At 72.3% G+C, this 16,837-nt stretch carries 10 protein-coding genes; 7 read left to right on the plus strand and 3 right to left on the minus strand.

Annotated features, from left to right (window positions below):
- Window positions 1-35 precede the first annotated feature (35 nt).
- Complete coding sequence (locus tag O7607_RS24440; RefSeq protein ID WP_269705536.1) at window positions 36-335, minus strand: STAS domain-containing protein; 300 nt, start codon at window positions 333-335, stop codon at window positions 36-38.
- Complete coding sequence (locus O7607_RS24445; protein WP_269705537.1) at window positions 332-4,480, minus strand: SpoIIE family protein phosphatase; 4,149 nt, start codon at window positions 4,478-4,480, stop codon at window positions 332-334. The genes O7607_RS24440 and O7607_RS24445 overlap by 4 nt, the downstream gene beginning before the upstream one ends.
- A 312-nt stretch (window positions 4,481-4,792) precedes the next feature.
- Here O7607_RS24445 and rph point away from each other — a divergent pair, with 312 nt between their 5' ends.
- The 7 genes from rph to mmsB all read left to right on the plus strand — a co-directional run bounded on the left by rph (window position 4,793) and on the right by mmsB (window position 14,711).
- Complete coding sequence (rph, locus tag O7607_RS24450; RefSeq protein ID WP_269705538.1) at window positions 4,793-7,408, plus strand: rifamycin-inactivating phosphotransferase; 2,616 nt, start codon at window positions 4,793-4,795, stop codon at window positions 7,406-7,408.
- A 48-nt stretch (window positions 7,409-7,456) separates the two neighbouring features.
- The gene (locus O7607_RS24455; protein WP_269705539.1) at window positions 7,457-7,825 is read left to right on the plus strand and encodes a MerR family transcriptional regulator; all 369 of its coding nucleotides are present in this window, start codon (window positions 7,457-7,459) and stop codon (window positions 7,823-7,825) included.
- A gap of 42 nt (window positions 7,826-7,867) precedes the next feature.
- Window positions 7,868-8,962 (plus strand): oxidoreductase, encoded by a 1,095-nt coding sequence (locus O7607_RS24460; RefSeq protein ID WP_269705540.1) that lies wholly within the window; start codon window positions 7,868-7,870, stop codon window positions 8,960-8,962.
- Between the two features lie 170 nt (window positions 8,963-9,132).
- Window positions 9,133-10,509 (plus strand): endo-1,4-beta-xylanase, encoded by a 1,377-nt coding sequence (locus tag O7607_RS24465; protein WP_269705541.1) that lies wholly within the window; start codon window positions 9,133-9,135, stop codon window positions 10,507-10,509.
- 195 nt (window positions 10,510-10,704) lie between these two features.
- Window positions 10,705-11,844, plus strand: coding sequence for a multiple monosaccharide ABC transporter substrate-binding protein (chvE, locus tag O7607_RS24470; RefSeq protein WP_269705542.1), 1,140 nt, complete (start codon window positions 10,705-10,707; stop codon window positions 11,842-11,844).
- An 81-nt stretch (window positions 11,845-11,925) separates the two neighbouring features.
- Entirely contained in the window at window positions 11,926-13,464 is a 1,539-nt protein-coding gene (gene mmsA / locus O7607_RS24475; RefSeq protein ID WP_269705543.1) for a multiple monosaccharide ABC transporter ATP-binding protein, read from the plus strand.
- A complete protein-coding gene (mmsB, locus tag O7607_RS24480) occupies window positions 13,461-14,711 on the plus strand; it encodes a multiple monosaccharide ABC transporter permease (RefSeq protein ID WP_269705544.1) in 1,251 nt (416 codons plus the stop codon). The genes mmsA and mmsB overlap by 4 nt, the downstream gene beginning before the upstream one ends.
- 59 nt (window positions 14,712-14,770) lie before the next feature.
- On the opposite strand, the gene O7607_RS24485 is transcribed toward mmsB, so the two are convergent.
- Window positions 14,771-16,426, minus strand: a complete 1,656-nt coding sequence (locus O7607_RS24485; RefSeq protein WP_269705545.1) for a glycoside hydrolase family 27 protein — start codon at window positions 16,424-16,426, stop codon at window positions 14,771-14,773.
- Window positions 16,427-16,837: the final 411 nt, after the last annotated feature.

The raw sequence follows: 16,837 nt of genomic DNA on the forward strand, positions 1-16,837 counted from the left end.
CCGGTCCCGCGACAGCGCCTGACGCCGCTACGGCGTCAGGCGCTGTGGACCGTGGTGAGGTCGGCCAGCCCGGAGATGGTCAGCAGCGGCTCCAGCAGCGGACCGGCGATCAGCGCGATCCGGTCGGCGTGCGGGAACAGCGCGGCCAGCCCGGCGCTGTCCAGGTACTCCACCTTCGTCAGATCCACGACCAGCGGTTCGCCGTCGGGCCGGACGGCTTCGGCGAGCGCGTCGGCGAAGGCGGACGCGTTGCTCATGTCGATCTCACCGACGGCGGCCAGCACGCGGCCGCCGTCGGGTCGGTCGCTCGTGGTGAGCGTCAGGGACGTGCTCATGGCCTGATCCTCGCCTGCATGTCGACTGTGGTGCCGGTGGCCCCCGGGGTGACGCTGATGCTGTCCATCAGCGCGCGCATGAGCACGAGCCCCCGGCCGCGGTGCGGGTCGGACGGCTGGTCGCGGTGCCGCCAGTGGCCGCTGTCGGTGACGCTCAAGCGCAGGTCCCCGGCGGTGGCGGCGGCACGCAGGCGGATCCGGCCGCCCGGATCGTCGCGGTGCCCGTGCTCGATGGCGTTGGCGCATGCCTCCCCGGCCGCCACCAGGATGTTGTAGGCGTGGGCCGGGGCCAGCCCGCAGCGGTCCAGCCATCCCCGCAGCGCGCTGCGGACCTCGGCCAGCCGGGTCGACTCCGCGGGGAACTCCAGCTCCAGCGGCCCGGGGTGGCGGTAGAGCAGCAGGGCCACGTCGTCGTGGTAGCCGCCGTCGGGAGCGAGCCGGTCCATGATCTCGGTCGCCAGGACCTCGACCGGCGCGTGGTGTCCCTGCTGGATGGCGTCGGTGGCGCGGGCGATGCCGGCGGTGATCGGCTGGCGGCGGCGTTCCACCAGGCCGTCGGTGTAGAGCATCAGGGTGGCGCGCGGCTGCACTGTCGCCTCCGCCTCCGGGCGCTCCTCCCCGGGACGGACGGCGAGCGGCCGGGACCGGCCGTGCCGCAGGAGTTCCGGAGTGCCGTCCGCGCGGACCACGATGGCCGGCGGGTGGCCGGCGCTGGAGTAGCGCATCAGGCCGGTGGCCGGGTCGAGGACGCCGCAGAAGACGGTGGCGCAGGACGCGCCCGGCAGCAGCGCGGCGAAGCGGTCCAGGGCCACCAGCGTCCGGGCCGGGCTCGGGTCCTGCAACAGCAGGGCACGGCAGGCGCTGCGCAGCTGCCCCATCACCGTGGCGGCCTGCAGGCCGTGCCCCACGCAGTCGCCGACCACGATGCCGATGCGCCCGTCCGGCAGCTCCACTGTGTCGTACCAGTCGCCGCCGACCTTGAGCGGCATCGCGGCGGGGGAGTACCGCACGGCGAAACCGGCGGGCAGTTGCGCCGGACCGAGGATCGCCCGTTGCAGGGCCAGCGCGGTCTCCCGCTGCTGGTCGATCTGGTGCACCCGGTGCAGCCCCTGACCGATGTGGCCGGCCAGCAGCGCCAGCAGGGTCTGGTCCTGTTCGGTGAACGGCCGCTTCTCGCCCAGGTCGATCCAGACCGCCATCGTGCCGTGCGGGTGCTCGACGGCGATGCCGGCGCCGTGCGTACGCGCCGCCACCGGGGTCAGCAGCGGAGTGTCCCGCAGCGCGAGCAACGCCTGCCGGCGCTCCGGCGGCAACGTGTCCCAGCGCGCCTCCGGGTCGGTGGCGGTTACGGCGGGGGTGGGCTGGTCACCGAAGACGGCGGTGAGCACGCCGGCGGCCCGCCACAGCTTGCGCAACTCGTCCAGCACCCCGGACAGCGCGTCGGTGAGGTCGTCCGCCTGGGACAGCCGCATGCTGAGCCCGGCCAGGGCAGTCTCCCGCTGCACCGCGTAGTGCTCGGCGGTGACGTCACGGAACGTGCCGACGATCATCCGCCGGCCGCTGTCCGGGTCGTCGACCTGGTTGAACGCGGCCGAGATCCAGATCCGGTGCCCGTCGCGGTGGGTCACCGGCACGGTGTACGTGCCCCGGGTCTGCCCCACGAGCGTCGAGAACGCGGCCGCCACCTGGCGGTGCGCGTCGGGCTCGGCCTCCCGGTCCGGCCACCACGGGTGCACCGCCGGGTAGGGCAGGCCCTCGGTCCCGTAGCCGAGGATGCCGGTGAACGCCGCGTTGATCTCGACCACCGCGCCGTCCTCGTCGCAGACGAAGAACGCCTCCTGCAACGAGTCGACGAGCGCGGTACGCCAGCGGGCGTGGTGGTTGCGCAGCCGGGCCAGTTCCACGTTCGCGCGGACGCGGGCCAGCAGTTCGGCGGCCGGGAACGGCTTGACCAGGTAGTCGTCGGCGCCTGCCTCCAGCCCTTCGATCGAGGCCTCCTGCCCGGCGCGGGCGGACAGCAGCAGCACCGGGGTGCCGGCCGTACGCTGGTCGGCGCGCAGCGCGGCCACCAGTTGCAGGCCGTCGAGCCGGGGCATCATCACGTCGCTGACCACCAGGTCGGGGGTCTGCGCGCGGGCGGCGTCCAGCGCGGCCTGCCCGTCGGTTACCGCCCGCACCTCGTGCCCGGCCGAGCGCAGCAGCCGGGTGAGGTACTCACGCATGTCGGCGTTGTCGTCGGCCACCAGGACGCGGGCCGCCGCCCCGCCGGGCACCGGCTGGACCGGTTCGCCGGCCGGGTCGTCCCCGCCGACGGCGGCTTCCGGGTCGGCGGGCAGCCAGCGCAGCGCCTCCTGCACGAACGGCTCGGCCGACGCCGGCGTCCGGCCGGTGCCCGCCGGAGCGAGCGCGTCGGCGGGAAGGTGCCCGGTGCCGAACGGCAGCCGGATCGTGAAGGTGGTGCCCCGGCCCACCGTGCTCTCGGCGTCGATCTGGCCGCCGTGGAGCGTGACCAGCTCCTTTACCAGGGCGAGGCCGATCCCGCTGCCCTCGCCGGAGCGGGAGCGGGCGTTCTCGATGCGGTGGAACCGCTCGAACAGGCGCGGCATCTCGTCGGCGGGTACGCCGATGCCGGTGTCGGAGATCCGCAGCACCGCCGTGTCGCCCTCGCCGCGCAACTCGACCCGGATGGTGCCCTCGAAGGTGAACTTCAACGCGTTGCTGAGCAGGTTCAGCACCACCTTCTCCCACATGCCGCGGTCCAGGTACGCGGGCTCGGGCAGGGGCGGGCAGTCGACCTCGAAGGACAGACCGGCCCGTTCGATCGCCGACCGGAAGACGCTGGCCAGGTCGGCGGTCACCGCGGCCAGGTCCACCGGCTCGTAGCGGGCCTGCATCCGCCCGGCCTCGATCCGGGAGAAGTCGAGCAGGCTGTTGACCAGCTTGCCCAGGCGCAGCCCGTTGCGGCGGATGACGTCCAGCTCGGCGCGGACCTGCTCGTCGGCGTCCGGCAACCGGCCGCGCAGCTCGTCCAGCGGTCCCATGATCAACGTCAGCGGGGTGCGGAACTCGTGGCTGATGTTGGAGAAGAACGCGGTCTTCGCGCGGTCCAGCTCGGCGAGTTCCTCGGCCCGGCGCTGCTGCGCCTGGTAGCTGCGGGCGCTAGCAATGCCGGTCGCCAGGTGCCCGGCGGTCAGCTCCACAAAGCCGTGGTACCCGTCGTCCAGCGCCCGGTAGCGGTTCAGCCCGGCGACCAGGAACCCGTACGGCGCACCGCCCTGCTGCCGCAGCGGCACCAGCAGCGCCTCGGCCGGCGCGGCGGGCCAGACGCCCGCCGGCAGGTCCGCGAAGGCCGGGCCGTCGAGCGTGACCCGCACCGACTCGCCCTCGCCGACGGCGCCGGCCGGCCACGGGGCAGCGGGGTCGTCGAGGGACAGCGTGGCCGGGGCCGCCGGGTGCCCGGCCGCCAACCCGGTCGCCTCCACCAGCCGGGCGCCGCCGTCGCCGTCGTACAGGTAGGTGAGCGTGAACGGCAGGTCCCGCGGGTTGCGGGCCAGCTGGCGGCTGACGAAGGCGAGCGTCTCCCGCTCGGTGCGGATGACGCTCGGGTCCGACCCGAGGTCGCGCAGCGTGGCCATCCGCCGCTCACCGATGACCCGCTCGGTGTCCTCGCTGACCACGCAGAGCATCCCGACCAGGCTGCCGTCGTCGGCGCGCAGCGGGCTGTAGGAGAACGTGTGGTACGTCTCCTCGCGGTAGCCGGCCCGCTCCAGGAACAGCAGCAGACCCTCGTCCCAGGTCGCCTCGCCGGTGCGCAGCACGGTGTCCACGCGGGGGCCGATGTCGTCCCAGATCTCCGCCCACACCTCGTTCGCCGGGCGTCCCAGCGCCCACGGGTACTTGCGGCCGAGCGTGTCCCGCCGGTAGGCGGCGTTGCAGAAGAAGGTGAGCTGCGGCCCCCAGGCCATCCACATCGGGAACCGGGAGGACAGCAGGATCCGCACCGCGGTCCGCAGGCTCTGCGGCCAGGTGTCCGGCGGGCCCAGGGGGTGCGCCGACCAGTCGATCCGCGCCAGGTCCGGCCCGATCTCACCGTCGACGGCGAAGACGTCGGCGCGCGTACGCGGGTCGGTGTCAGCGCCGCTCATCGCCCGAGTCTCCCCCACCCCGTCCGGTCCCGCTCGTTCAGGCCGGCGTCGCGGCCTCGTGGTCGCTTCTTGCCCCGTCGCGCCCCCGGCACTCCACCCGGGGCGGGGAGATCTGACTCACGTGAGCGCAGCGGGCCAGGGCAGGGGGTTGTGGTGCGGCAAAACGAAAGACTGCGGCAAAACGAAAGGCAAGGAGACCGATCTCCTCGCCACTACAAACGTATATCGCACCCCGGGTCTTGCCGCAAGGCCCCGGTGATGCCGCAGAATCAACGGCCGATGCGGATTGAGCTGCGAAAACGGGGGCACGGCATGACCGGACGGTACGTGTGGCAACTGCACGAGGTGGACGAGACGCGGATCGCCGCCGTCGGCGGCAAGGGCGCGCACCTGGGCGCGTTGACGCGGATCGACGGGGTGCGCGTACCCGGTGGTTTCTGCGTCGCGACCGACGCCTTCCGGCTGGTGGCGCGGACGCCGGCCCTCGCCGGACCGCTGGACCGGCTCGCCCGCGCGGACGCGGACGACCCGGCGGCGCTCCGGACGGCCGCCGCCGAGGTCCGCCGCGCCGTCGAGCGGACCGCGCTGCCGGGTGAGGTCGCGGCGGCGGTCACCGGCGCGCTGTCGGAGTTCGGCGCGGACGCCGCGTACGCCGTGCGGTCGAGCGCCACCGCCGAGGACCTGCCGACCGCGTCGTTCGCGGGCCAGCAGGACACCTACCTGAACGTGGTGGGCGCGGCCGAGGTGCTGCGGCACGTCAGCCGCTGCTGGGCCTCGCTGTTCACCGAGCGGGCGGTGACCTACCGGCGGAGGCACGGCATCGAGGACCGGGCCGTGGACATGGCGGTGGTGGTGCAGCTGATGGTCGTCCCGGACGCGGCCGGGATCATGTTCACCGCCGACCCGGTCAGCGGGGACCGGACGGTGGTCTCGGTCGAGGCCGGCTTCGGTCTCGGTGAGGCACTGGTCTCCGGCCTGGTGAACCCGGACGTCTTCACGGTCCGCGACGGCTCGGTGGTCGGCCGGACGATCGGCAAGAAGGCGCGGGCGGTGCGCGCGGTGCCCGGCGGCGGCACCCGGGAGACGCCCGTCGACCCGGCGCGGCAGGCGTCTCCCGCGCTGACCGACGCGCAGGCGGTACGACTCGCCGCGCTGGGGCGGCGGATCGAGGCGCGCTTCGGGTGCCCGCAGGACATCGAGTGGGCGCTGACCGGCGACGACGTCCACATCCTGCAGAGCCGGCCGATCACCACGCTGTTCCCGGTGCCGGCAGCCGCCGCCGACGGGCGGTTCCACGTCTACCTGTCCGTGGGCCACCAGCAGATGATGACCGACGCCATGAGGCCGCTGGGCCTGTCGATGTGGCGGCGCACCGCCATGGCGCCGATGCACGAGGCGGGCGGCCGGCTGTTCGTCGACGCCACGCCGCACCTGTCCACCCCGGCGGGCCGGACCGCGTTCCTGGGCATGATCGGCCGGGCCGACCCACTCACCCGGGACGCGCTGGAGACGGTCCTCGCCCGGGACGTGGTGCCGGCCGCGCCGGACCCCGCACCGGCCGCGCCGGACCCCGCACCGGCCGGCCCGCCCGCGAGCGGGCCGCCGCCCTCGATCGACACCGACCCGGCGATCGTCACCGCGCTGGTCGAGCGCAGCCGGGAGTCGGTCGCCGCCCTGCGCCGCGACATCCGGGGCCGGTCCGGGTCCGGGCTGTTCGACTTCCTGGACGAGGCGTTCGCCGAGCACAAGCGGGTGCTCACCGATCCGGTGAGCGCTCAGGTGATCATGGCGGGGATGCAGGCCGCCTGGTGGCTCAACGACAAGCTGGGGGAGTGGCTCGGCGAACGCGACGCGGCCGACACGCTTACGCTGTCCGCGCCCGGCAACGTCACCGCCGAGATGGGGCTGGCGCTGCTCGACGTGGCCGACGTGATCCGCGCGTACCCCGAGGTGGTGGTGTTCCTGCGGGACGGCGCCGACGACGGGTTCCTGGACGAACTGCCGAAGCTGCCGGGCGGCGTCGAGGCACGCGCGGCCGTCGAGGGCTACCTCGACCGGTACGGCATGCGCTGCGTCGGCGAGATCGACATCACCCGGCCACGGTGGAGCGAGCGCCCGGCCACGCTCGTGCCGCTGATCCTCGACCACGTCCGTACCTTCGCCCCGGGCGCCGCCGCGCGCCGCTTCGCCGACGGCCGGGAGCGGGCGCGGGCGAAGGCCCGGGAGGTGCTCGACCGCCTGCGCGCCCTGCCGGACGGCGAGCGCAAGGCCGCCGAGACGCAGGCGATGATCGATCGGGTACGGACGTTCGCCGGCTACCGGGAGTACCCGAAGTACGACATCGTCAGCCGTTACGCCGTGTACAAGCAGGCGCTCATGGTGGAGGCCGACCGGCTGGCCCGCGCCGGTGTGCTCGCCGATCCGGAGGACGTCTTCTACCTCACCTTCGACGAGTTCCGCGAGGTCGCGGCCACCGGCCGGGCCGACGCCGCGCTGATCCGCGGACGCCGGGACGAGTTCCGGGCGCATCAGGCGCTCACCCCGCCCCGGGTGCTCACCTCGGACGGCGAGGCGCTGAACGGCTCGTACCGGCGCGCCGACGTGCCGCCGGGCGCCCTGACCGGGCTGGCGGTCTCGGCCGGCGTCGTCGAGGGGCGGGCGCGGGTGGTGACGGACCTGACCGGTGCCGACCTTCAGCCGGGCGACATCCTCGTCACCGCGCACACCGATCCGAGCTGGACGCCGCTGTTCGTGGCCGTCGCGGGCCTGGTGACGGAGGTGGGCGGACTGATGACGCACGGCGCGGTGATCGCCCGCGAGTACGGCCTGCCCGCCGTGGTGGCGGTGCCGGACGCGACCCGGCTGATCCCCGACGGCGGGCGGATCCGCGTGCACGGCACCGACGGGTACGTCGAGCTGCTGTCCTGACCGGCGCGGCATGCTCGATGATGGACGTGCGACGAGCGGGGAGGCGTGATGCGGATCGGGGAGTTGTCGGCGCGTACCGGGGTCAGCGCCCGGTCCATCCGGTACTACGAGCAGCAGGGCCTGCTCGCCGCCGTGCGCACCGCGAGCGGGCAGCGGGTCTTCGCCGAATCGGCGGTGGACCGGGTCCGGCTCATCCAGCGGCTGTTCGACGCCGGGCTGAGCAGCCGCCGGATGGCCGAGCTGCTGCCCTGCGTGACCGATCCGGAGATCCGTACCTCGTGGCTGACCGACCGGCTGCGCGAGGAACGGGCCCGGATGACCGCCGAGATGGCACGGCTCGCGCACGCCGTCGCGGTGCTCGACGACGTGGTGTCCGACATGAGCGTGACCGAGGACACCCGGGATCCGGCCGCCTGAGCGCTTGCCCTTGACACCGGTGTCAACTTCTAGCTTCGGGTCATGAACACGACCCTGGACACCGCATCGTTGGTGGCGCCGCTGCTGGAACCCGCCACCGTCGCCGGACTGCCGCTGCCGTCCCGTTTCGTGATGGCGCCGATGACCCGTAACCGCGCGCCGGGTGGCGTGCCGACGCCGGAGATGGCCGAGTACTACCGGCGCCGTGCCGCGGCCGGCGTCGGCCTGATCGTCACCGAGGGAGTGCTGGTGGACCACCCCAGCGCCGGCCACGAGGACACCGTGCCGCGGATGACTCCCGGCGCGGCCGAGGCCGGCTGGCGCGGCGTGGTCGAGGCCGTGCACGCCGCCGGCGGCCGGATCGCCGCGCAGCTGTGGCACCTGGGCAGCCTGCGCGAACCGGTGGACGGCGCTCCGGCGTGGACCCCCTCGGGGGTACGCGAGCCGGGCCGCCCGGCGCCGCGCGCGATGACCGCCGCCGACGTCGACGTGCTGCTGGCGGCGTACGCGGACGCGGCCCGGGTGGCGGTCCGGGCCGGGTTCGACGCGGTCGAGATCCACGCCGCGCACGGCTACCTGCTCGACGAGTTCCTGTGGCCGTACACGAATCGCCGGACCGACGTGTTCGGTGGCTCCCCGGCGCGCCGGGCGGCGTTCCCGGCCGCGGTGGTGCGCGCGGTCCGCGCGCAGGTGCCGGTGGGCCGCCCGGTGATCGTGCGGTTCTCCCAGTTCAAGGAGCGGGCGTTCGACGCGCGGATCGCGGACACCCCGGCCGAGCTGGGGCAGATCCTCACCGCGTTCGCCGAGGCCGGCGCGGACGTCCTGCACGCCTCGCAGCGTCGCTTCTGGCAGCCGGCGTTCGCCGGCTCGGCGCTGAACCTGGCCGGCTGGGCGAAGCGCCTCACCGGCCTGCCGTCGATCACCGTGGGCTCGGTCGGACTGCGGCGTGAGTTCCTGCGCCCGGACGGCCCGGAGTCGGTGGCGGGCCTGGCCGCGCGGCTGGCGGACGGGGAGTTCGACCTGGTCGCTCTCGGCCGGGCGCTGCTGGGCAACCCGGCCTGGGTGCGGCACGCCGCCGCGGGGCGGCCGGACGAGATCGTCGACTACCGGAAGGCGCACGAGGACGTCTATCCCTAGCCGGAAAGGGTTGACGCCGGGGGATGTTATCGCTCACAGTCGATGGCAGGGCATGAGCGCCGCAAGGCTCACCGGGCGAGCCGCGCTGGTCGTACCCCGACACCGCCACCGGACGCGGAGTCGGGACGTCGCACCACCACCATCGCGTGACCCCCGGAAGAGGAATCCGCATGAGACGAACGAGAGCCTTGCTCACCACCGGCATCCTGGCCGGCGCGCTCGCCGCCGGGATGGCGGTGGCCCTGGCGCCGACCGCGAGCGCCGGCACCACGCTGCGCGCGGCGGCGGCCGAGAAGGGCCGATACTTCGGCGCCGCGGTCGCCACCAACAAGCTGTCCGACAACACGTACGCCACGGTGCTGAACCGCGAGTTCAACTCCGTGGTGGCCGAGAACGAGATGAAGTGGGACGCCACCGAGCCGCAGCAGGGGCGGTTCACCTACACCGGCGGCGACCGGCTGGTCAGCCACGCCCGGGCGAACGGGATGTCGGTGCGCGGGCACGCGTTGCTCTGGCACCAGCAGCAGCCGTCGTGGGCGCAGGGTCTGTCCGGCAGCGCGCTGCGCAACGCCGCGATCAACCACGTCACCCAGGTCGCCACCCACTTCCGCGGGCAGATCTACGCCTGGGACGTGGTGAACGAGGCGTTCGCCGACGGCGGCAGCGGCGGTCGCCGCGACTCGAACCTGCAGCGCACCGGCAACGACTGGATCGAGGCCGCGTTCCGCGCGGCCCGTGCCGCGGACCCGGGCGCGAAGCTCTGCTACAACGACTACAACACCGACGGCATCAACGCGAAGTCGACGGGCATCTACAACATGGTGCGCGACTTCAAGTCGCGTGGCGTGCCGATCGACTGCGTCGGCTTCCAGTCGCACCTGGGCACCACGCTTCCCGGTGACTACCAGGCCAACCTCCAGCGCTTCGCCGACCTGGGCGTGGAGGTGCAGATCACCGAGCTGGACGTGATGACCGGCGGCAACCAGGCGAACATCTACGCCGCCGTCACCCGGGCCTGCCTGGCGGTGTCGCGCTGCACCGGCATCACGGTGTGGGGCGTGCGGGACTGCGACTCGTGGCGCGGCTCGGACAACGCGCTGCTGTTCGACTGCTCCGGCAACAAGAAGGCGGCGTACAACGCGGTGCTCGACGCGCTGAACTCCGGCACCAACAACCCGCCGCCGACCACCACCCCGCCGCCGAACAACCCGACCACCCCGCCGCCCAACAATCCGACCACGCCACCGCCCGGCCAGGGCGGGTGCACGGCCTCGGTGACGCTGAACTCCTGGACCGGTGGCTTCGTCGCCAACGTGAAGGTGACAGCGGGCTCGTCGGGCACCCGGGGATGGACCGTCACCATGACGCTGCCGGCCGGCGCGAGCGTCACCAACACCTGGAGCGCCACCGCGAGCGGCAACAGCGGCACGGTGCGGTTCACGAACGTCGACTACAACGGCCAGCTCGGCGCCGGCCAGAGCGCCGAGTTCGGGTTCCAGGGCAACGGAAGCGGATCGGGCATGACGCCCACCTGCTCCGCCTCCTGAGCGCAGGCGTCGCCGGGGCGGCACGACGTGCCGCCCCGGCGACGTCCGGTCGCGTCCTACCTGGAGCGCCGTCTCTGTTACAAGAAAGAGACATGCACATTTCGCGCGATTGGTTGACGGGGCAACTTGTGAGCGTTAACACTCGCCGTGACGGTTACCTGTGTCACAGGGGCCCACGGAGGGGAGAGGACGCTCGTGCGCAGACGAATCCTGGCCGCAGTCAGCGGCGCCGCGCTCGCGATCAGCCTGGCCGCGTGCAGCGGCGAGGGCGCCGGAGGCGGCTCGGACACCAGCTCCGCCAAGCCCGGCGACCTGACGATCGGCGTCTCGATGCCGACCCAGACCTCGGAACGGTGGATCGCCGACGGCAACTCGGTGAAGGAGAAGTTGCAGGCCAAGGGCTACAAGGTCGACCTGCAGTACGCCGGGGACGACATCCCGACCCAGTCGCAGCAGATCGACCAGATGATCACCCAGGGCGCGGACGTGCTGGTCATCGCCCCGATCGACGGCACCGCGCTCAGCGGCCAGCTCCAGGCCGCCGCCGCCGCGAACATCCCGGTCATCTCCTACGACCGGCTCATCCGCAACAGCCCCAACGTCAGCTTCTACGTCAGCTTCGACAACTACAAGGTGGGCGTGGCGCAGGCCAACGCGCTCCTGGTCGGCCTCGGGCTGCTCACCAAGGACGGCGCCAAGGGCACCGCCACGGGTCCGTTCAACGTGGAGCTGTTCGCCGGCTCGCTCGACGACAACAACGCCGGGTTCTTCTTCAACGGCGCGATGGACACGCTAAAGCCGTACTTCGACGCGGGGACGCTGAAGGTCAAGTCGGGGCAGACCAAGATCGAGCAGGCCGCCATCCTGCGCTGGCAGCAGGAGACCGCGCAGAAGCGGATGGAGGACCTGCTCACCTCCAGCTACAACGACGGCAGCAAGGTCGACGGCGTGCTGTCGCCCTTCGACGGCCTGTCCCGGGGCATCATCACCGCCCTGCAGAACGCCGGTTACCGCGGCGGCGCCAAGAAGATGCCGGTGGTGACCGGTCAGGACGCCGAGGTCGCGTCGGTCAAGCTCATCAACGACGGCGTGCAGAGCTCGACCGTGTTCAAGGACACCCGGCTGCTGGCCGAGCAGGCGGTGATCGCCGCCGAGGCGTTCCTGCGCAAGGAGGAGCCGAAGGCCAACGAGACCAAGGCGTACAACAATGGCGTCAAGGTCGTGCCCGCCTTCCTGCTGCCGGTGCAGACCGTCTACAAGGAAGACATCAAGTCCGTCCTCATCGACTCCGGCTACCTGACCGAGCAGGAGGTGGCCGCCGGCCGGGCCGGCTGACCCGCGGCGACGGGCCCGGCGGCCACCCGCGCCACCGGGCCCGACCGCTCCGGACACCACGACCACGAGCAGGACGGATACATGAGCGATCACATCCTCGAGATGCGTGGCATCACGAAGACCTTCCCCGGGGTGACCGCGCTCCAGGACGTCTCGCTCGCCGTACGGCGCGGCGAGATCCACGCGATCTGCGGTGAGAACGGCGCCGGGAAGTCCACCCTGATGAAAGTGCTGTCCGGGGTCTACCCGGCGGGCAGCTACGACGGCCAGATCGTCTTCGACGGCGAGCCGGTCGGCTTCCGGGGCATCCAGGACAGCGAAGCGCGCGGCATCGTCATCATCCACCAGGAACTCGCGCTGGTGCCGTACCTGTCGATCGCCGAGAACATCTTCCTCGGCAACGAGCGCCGCGGCCGCGGCGGGCTCATCGACTGGCACCGCACCAACGCGGAGGCCGCGGCGCTGCTGCGGTCGGTCGGGCTGCACGAGAACCCGGTCACCCCCGTCATCCAGCTCGGCGTCGGCAAGCAGCAACTCGTGGAGATCGCCAAGGCGCTGTCCAAGAAGGTGCGGCTGCTGATCCTCGACGAGCCGACCGCGGCCCTGAACGACGTCGACTCGGCGCACCTGCTGGACCTGATGCGCCGGCTGCGTGACCAGGGCATCACCTGCATCATGATCTCGCACAAGCTCGGCGAGATCACCGCCGTCGCCGACTCGACCACGGTCATCCGCGACGGCCGTACCGTCGAGACGCTGGACATGTCCGACGGCGCCGTCACCCAGGACCGGATCATCCGCGGCATGGTCGGGCGCGACCTGGCCGCCTTCTACCCGACCCGCAGCGTGACGCCCGGCGACGAGGTGCTGCGCATCGAGGACTGGTCGGTGCGCCATCCGACCCAGGACCGCCTGGTCGTCGACCGGGCGTCGCTGCACGTGCGGGCCGGGGAGGTCGTCGGCATCGCCGGGCTGATGGGCGCCGGACGCACCGAGCTGGCGATGAGCGTCTTCGGCCGGGCGTACGGCCGGGACATCCGCGGCCGGATCTTCGTCCGGGGCCGCGAGGTACGGACGCGCACGGTGGCCGAGGCCATCGCGAACGGCATCGCGTACGCCACCGAGGACCGCAAGCACTACGGCCTCAACCTCATCGACGACGTCCGGGGCAACATCTCGGCCGCCGCGCTCGACAAGCTCGCCCGCAACGGCTGGATCGACGGCAACCGGGAGATCCAGGTCGCCGAGCGGGGACGGCGCGACATGAACATCAAGGCGCCGACGGTGATGTCGGTGGTGGGCAAGCTCTCCGGCGGCAACCAGCAGAAGGTCGTGCTGGCGAAGTGGCTGTTCACCGACCCGGACGTGCTGATCCTCGACGAGCCGACGAGGGGCATCGACGTCGGCGCGAAGTTCGAGATCTACACGATCGTCAACCGGCTGGTGGCCGAGGGCAAGGCGGTGGTCCTCATCTCCTCCGAACTGCCCGAGCTGCTCGGCATGTGCGACCGCGTATACACCCTCGCGGCCGGCCGGATCACCGGGGAGATGCCGGTGAGCGAGGCCACCCAGGAGAACCTGATGGAACTCATGACCAAGGACAGGGATCTCGTCCGATGACCAGCACCAAGCCTCCCCCCGCCACGAAGATCGCCACCCCGGACACCGGCGCGGCGGCGACCCTGCACACCGGCACCAGCGATCCGCGCACGCTGATCCTCGGCAACCTGCGGCAGAGCGGCATCTACATCGCTCTGGTAGTGATCGTCGCGCTGTTCGCGGTCCTCACCGACGGCGTCTCGCTCAGCCCCGGCAACCTCACCAACATCGTGCTCCAGTACTCGTACATCCTGGTGCTCGCGATCGGCATGGTCATCGTGATCATCGGCGGGCACATCGACCTGTCCGTGGGATCGGTGGTGGCGCTCACCGGAGCGGTCTCCGCGGTGCTCGTCATCCGCGAGGGCATGCCCTGGTGGGCCGGCGTGCTGGCCGCGCTCGCGGTGGGCGTCGCGGTCGGCGCGTGGCACGGGCTCTGGGTCGCGTACGCCGGGATCCCGGCCTTCATCGTCACCCTGGCCGGCATGCTCCTGTTCCGCGGCCTCACGCTGCGGGTGCTGGACAACATCTCGCTGTCGCCGTTCCCCGAGGAGTACCAGCGGGTCGCCGCCGGTTTCCTCAACGGACTGCTGGGCGGTGAGGGCTACGACGCCTTCACGCTGTTCATCGGCGCGTTCGCCGTCGTCGGGTACGCGGTGGCCGTGTTCCGGACCCGGGTCGCCCGGGTGCGCCACGAGCAGCCGGTGGAGTCGTTCCCGCTGTTCGTCCTGCGGATCGTGGTGGTCGGCGCCGTGGTCATGTGGTTCGCCTGGCAGCTCGCCAACGCCCGCGGCCTGCCGATCGTGCTCATCGTGCTGGCCGTTCTGGTGCTGATCTACGGCCTGCTCACCCGCCGTACCGTGTTCGGCCGGCAGGTGTACGCGATCGGCGGCAACCTGCCCGCGGCGATGCTGTCCGGCGTGCGGGTGAAGCGGGTCAACTTCTGGATCTTCGTCAACATGGGCTTCCTGTCCGCCGTGGCGGGCGTGATCTACTCGTCCCGGTCCAACGGCGCCCAGCCGGCCGCCGGCAACATGTTCGAGCTGGACGCGATCGCGGCGGCCTTCATCGGCGGCGCGGCGGTCACCGGCGGGGTCGGCACCGTGGTCGGCGCCATGGTGGGTGGCCTGATCATGGCGGTGATGAGCAACGGGATGCAGCTCATGGGCATCGACCAGTCCGTCCAGTCGGTGGTGAAGGGTCTCGTCCTGCTCGTGGCGGTGGCGTTCGACATCTGGAACAAGCGCCGGGCGGCCGGCGCCCGGTGACGGCCGGCCGGACGCTCGCCCCTTCGTCCGGCCGACCGCCGTTCACCGGCCGCAGCCGCTCACGCCCGGCTCCACCGCTGGTTGGTGTTGCCGTGGCAGGTCCAGACGATCACCCGGGTGCCGTTGGCGGTACCCGCGTTGTCGACGTCCAGGCACAGCGACGGGAAGCGCACGTTGCTCACCGTGCCGTTGCCGTTGATGGTCCACTGCTGGTTGGTGCCGCCGTTGCAGTCCCAGATCTGTACCCGGGTCCCGGCCGTCGCGCTGGTCGGCACGTCCAGGCACTTGCCGAGCACCTGCAACGCCTGCCCGTTGGCGGTGAACTGCTGGTTGGCGTTGCCGTGGCAGTCCCAGATCAGCGTTCCGGTGCCGTTGGCGGTGCCGGCGTTGTCGACGTCGAGGCATCGGCCGGACGACTCGCTGCGCAGCCGGAACGTGGTGGGGACCGGCGGCGGGGTGGTGGTGCCGCCTCCGCTGACCCGGTAGACCACCGTGCCGTGCGCGGGCACGCTGGCGGAGATCGTGCCGGTGCTGGTGAAGGTGGCGTCGGTCCACGCGTCGCGCAACGTGAACGAGCTGCCGCTCTTGCCGATCGCGGCCGCCGTGGTGGAGACGGTGGTGGTCGAGCCGCCCTGGTTGAACAGCGCCACCGCCACGTCGCCGTTGGCCAGCGGCTTGGCCAGCACCCGCCGGGTGCCGTCGAAGGAGACCTGGACCGCCTGGCGGCCGAGCGTGTCCTGGTTGATGGCGACCAGGTTGGCGTTGCGCAGGATGGCCAGGGTGGCCGCGCTCGCCGAGCGTACGTCGTTGCCCATCATCAGCGGCGCGGCCAGCATGGACCAGAGCGCGAAGTGGCTGCGCATCTCGGTGTCGTTCATGCCGCCGTTGCCGACCTCGAGCATGTCCGGGTCGTTGAACCCGCCGGGCGCGGCGTATCCGGCCAGCGGCACCGTGACGTCGACGATGTTCTGGATGCCCATCGGATACCCGTTGGTCTGGCCGGTGTTCCACGCGTTGGTGATGTCCTCGGTGGTCCGCCAGAGGTTCGCCACGTCGCTCCAGTTGCGCAGCGGCCCGGTCTTGGCGTGGTAGCTGTTGGGGTTGATGCTGTAGACGATCGGCCGGCCGGTGGACGCCAGCGCGTCGCGCATGATGCCGAACCGCGCCACCTGGTCGTTTATCGTCCCGGTGCCGGAGCACCAGTCGTACTTGAGGTAGTCCACGCCCCAGGCGGCGAACTGCCGCGCGTCCTGGTACTCGTGGTTGAGGCTGCCGGTGGCGCCGGGGAACGTGCCGCCGACCTGGGCGCAGGTCTTGTCCAGTGGCACCTGGTAGATGCCGAACAGCAGGCCCCGGGCGTGCAGGTAGTCACCGAGCGCCTTCATCCCGCTGGGGAACCGCTGGGGGTGCGCCTGGAGGTTGCCCTGCGCGTCCCGGTTCGGGTTGAACCAGCAGTCGTCCACGACGACGTACTTGTAGCCGAGGTCGCGCAGGCCGTTGGCGACGATCGCGTCGGCGGTCTGGCGGATGAGGGTCTCGTTGATGTTGCAGCCGAAGGTGTTCCAGGTGTTCCACCCCATCGGCGGGGTGCGGGCGACGCCGTTGTCCAGCGCCCGGGCCGGGCGTGGGGCCATGGCCTGGTCGGTGACGGTGGCGGCGAGCGCCACCGCCGCGACGCCCAGGACGGCCAGCGTCCGTCGGGTCCATTTGCGCACGGGTCCTCCTCGGTGGCCGGGCGCCGTCCGTGCCGGTGCCCGGAAGGGAGCGGCCCGCCGGTCGCACGGCGTCGCCCGTGGTCCACGGGGACGGACGCGGCACGGCAGTTCCAGCGGCCGGTCGGTGCCGGCGGGCGCTCGTGGGTGGTGGGGGTTCCGGCGGTCGACGGGGTCGCCGTCCGTCGCCGCCCGGCTGCGGCGCCGGGGTTTCCCGGACAGCGGCGCCACAGTGTGGGGATGGCGAAATGTTATCGCTGACATCAAACACTGTAAATAGGCTGACGACCCCCGGGCGGCCCGCGGCCGCCGGTCGCCGCGGGCGTCGCGGGGAGAAAAAGAGCCGCTGAGCGGCCCTCTGAGCGGCTCGGCGGCGGTGTCTGGACGCCTGGGCCCGGGGCGGCGGGAGCGCCG

This window comes from Micromonospora sp. WMMA1949 (assembly GCF_027460145.1).
Classification (GTDB): domain Bacteria; phylum Actinomycetota; class Actinomycetes; order Mycobacteriales; family Micromonosporaceae; genus Micromonospora.

What these genes read in the sequence shown, in the direction of transcription:
- O7607_RS24440 (WP_269705536.1), bottom strand. Translation starts at nt 335, where the DNA reads ATGAGCACGTCCCTGACGCTCACCACGAGCGACCGACCCGACGGCGGC.
- O7607_RS24445 (WP_269705537.1), bottom strand. Translation starts at nt 4,480, where the DNA reads ATGAGCGGCGCTGACACCGACCCGCGTACGCGCGCCGACGTCTTCGCC.
- rph (WP_269705538.1), top strand. Translation starts at nt 4,793, where the DNA reads ATGACCGGACGGTACGTGTGGCAACTGCACGAGGTGGACGAGACGCGG.
- O7607_RS24455 (WP_269705539.1), top strand. Translation starts at nt 7,457, where the DNA reads ATGCGGATCGGGGAGTTGTCGGCGCGTACCGGGGTCAGCGCCCGGTCC.
- O7607_RS24460 (WP_269705540.1), top strand. Translation starts at nt 7,868, where the DNA reads ATGAACACGACCCTGGACACCGCATCGTTGGTGGCGCCGCTGCTGGAA.
- O7607_RS24465 (WP_269705541.1), top strand. Translation starts at nt 9,133, where the DNA reads ATGAGACGAACGAGAGCCTTGCTCACCACCGGCATCCTGGCCGGCGCG.
- mmsA (WP_269705543.1), top strand. Translation starts at nt 11,926, where the DNA reads ATGAGCGATCACATCCTCGAGATGCGTGGCATCACGAAGACCTTCCCC.
- mmsB (WP_269705544.1), top strand. Translation starts at nt 13,461, where the DNA reads ATGACCAGCACCAAGCCTCCCCCCGCCACGAAGATCGCCACCCCGGAC.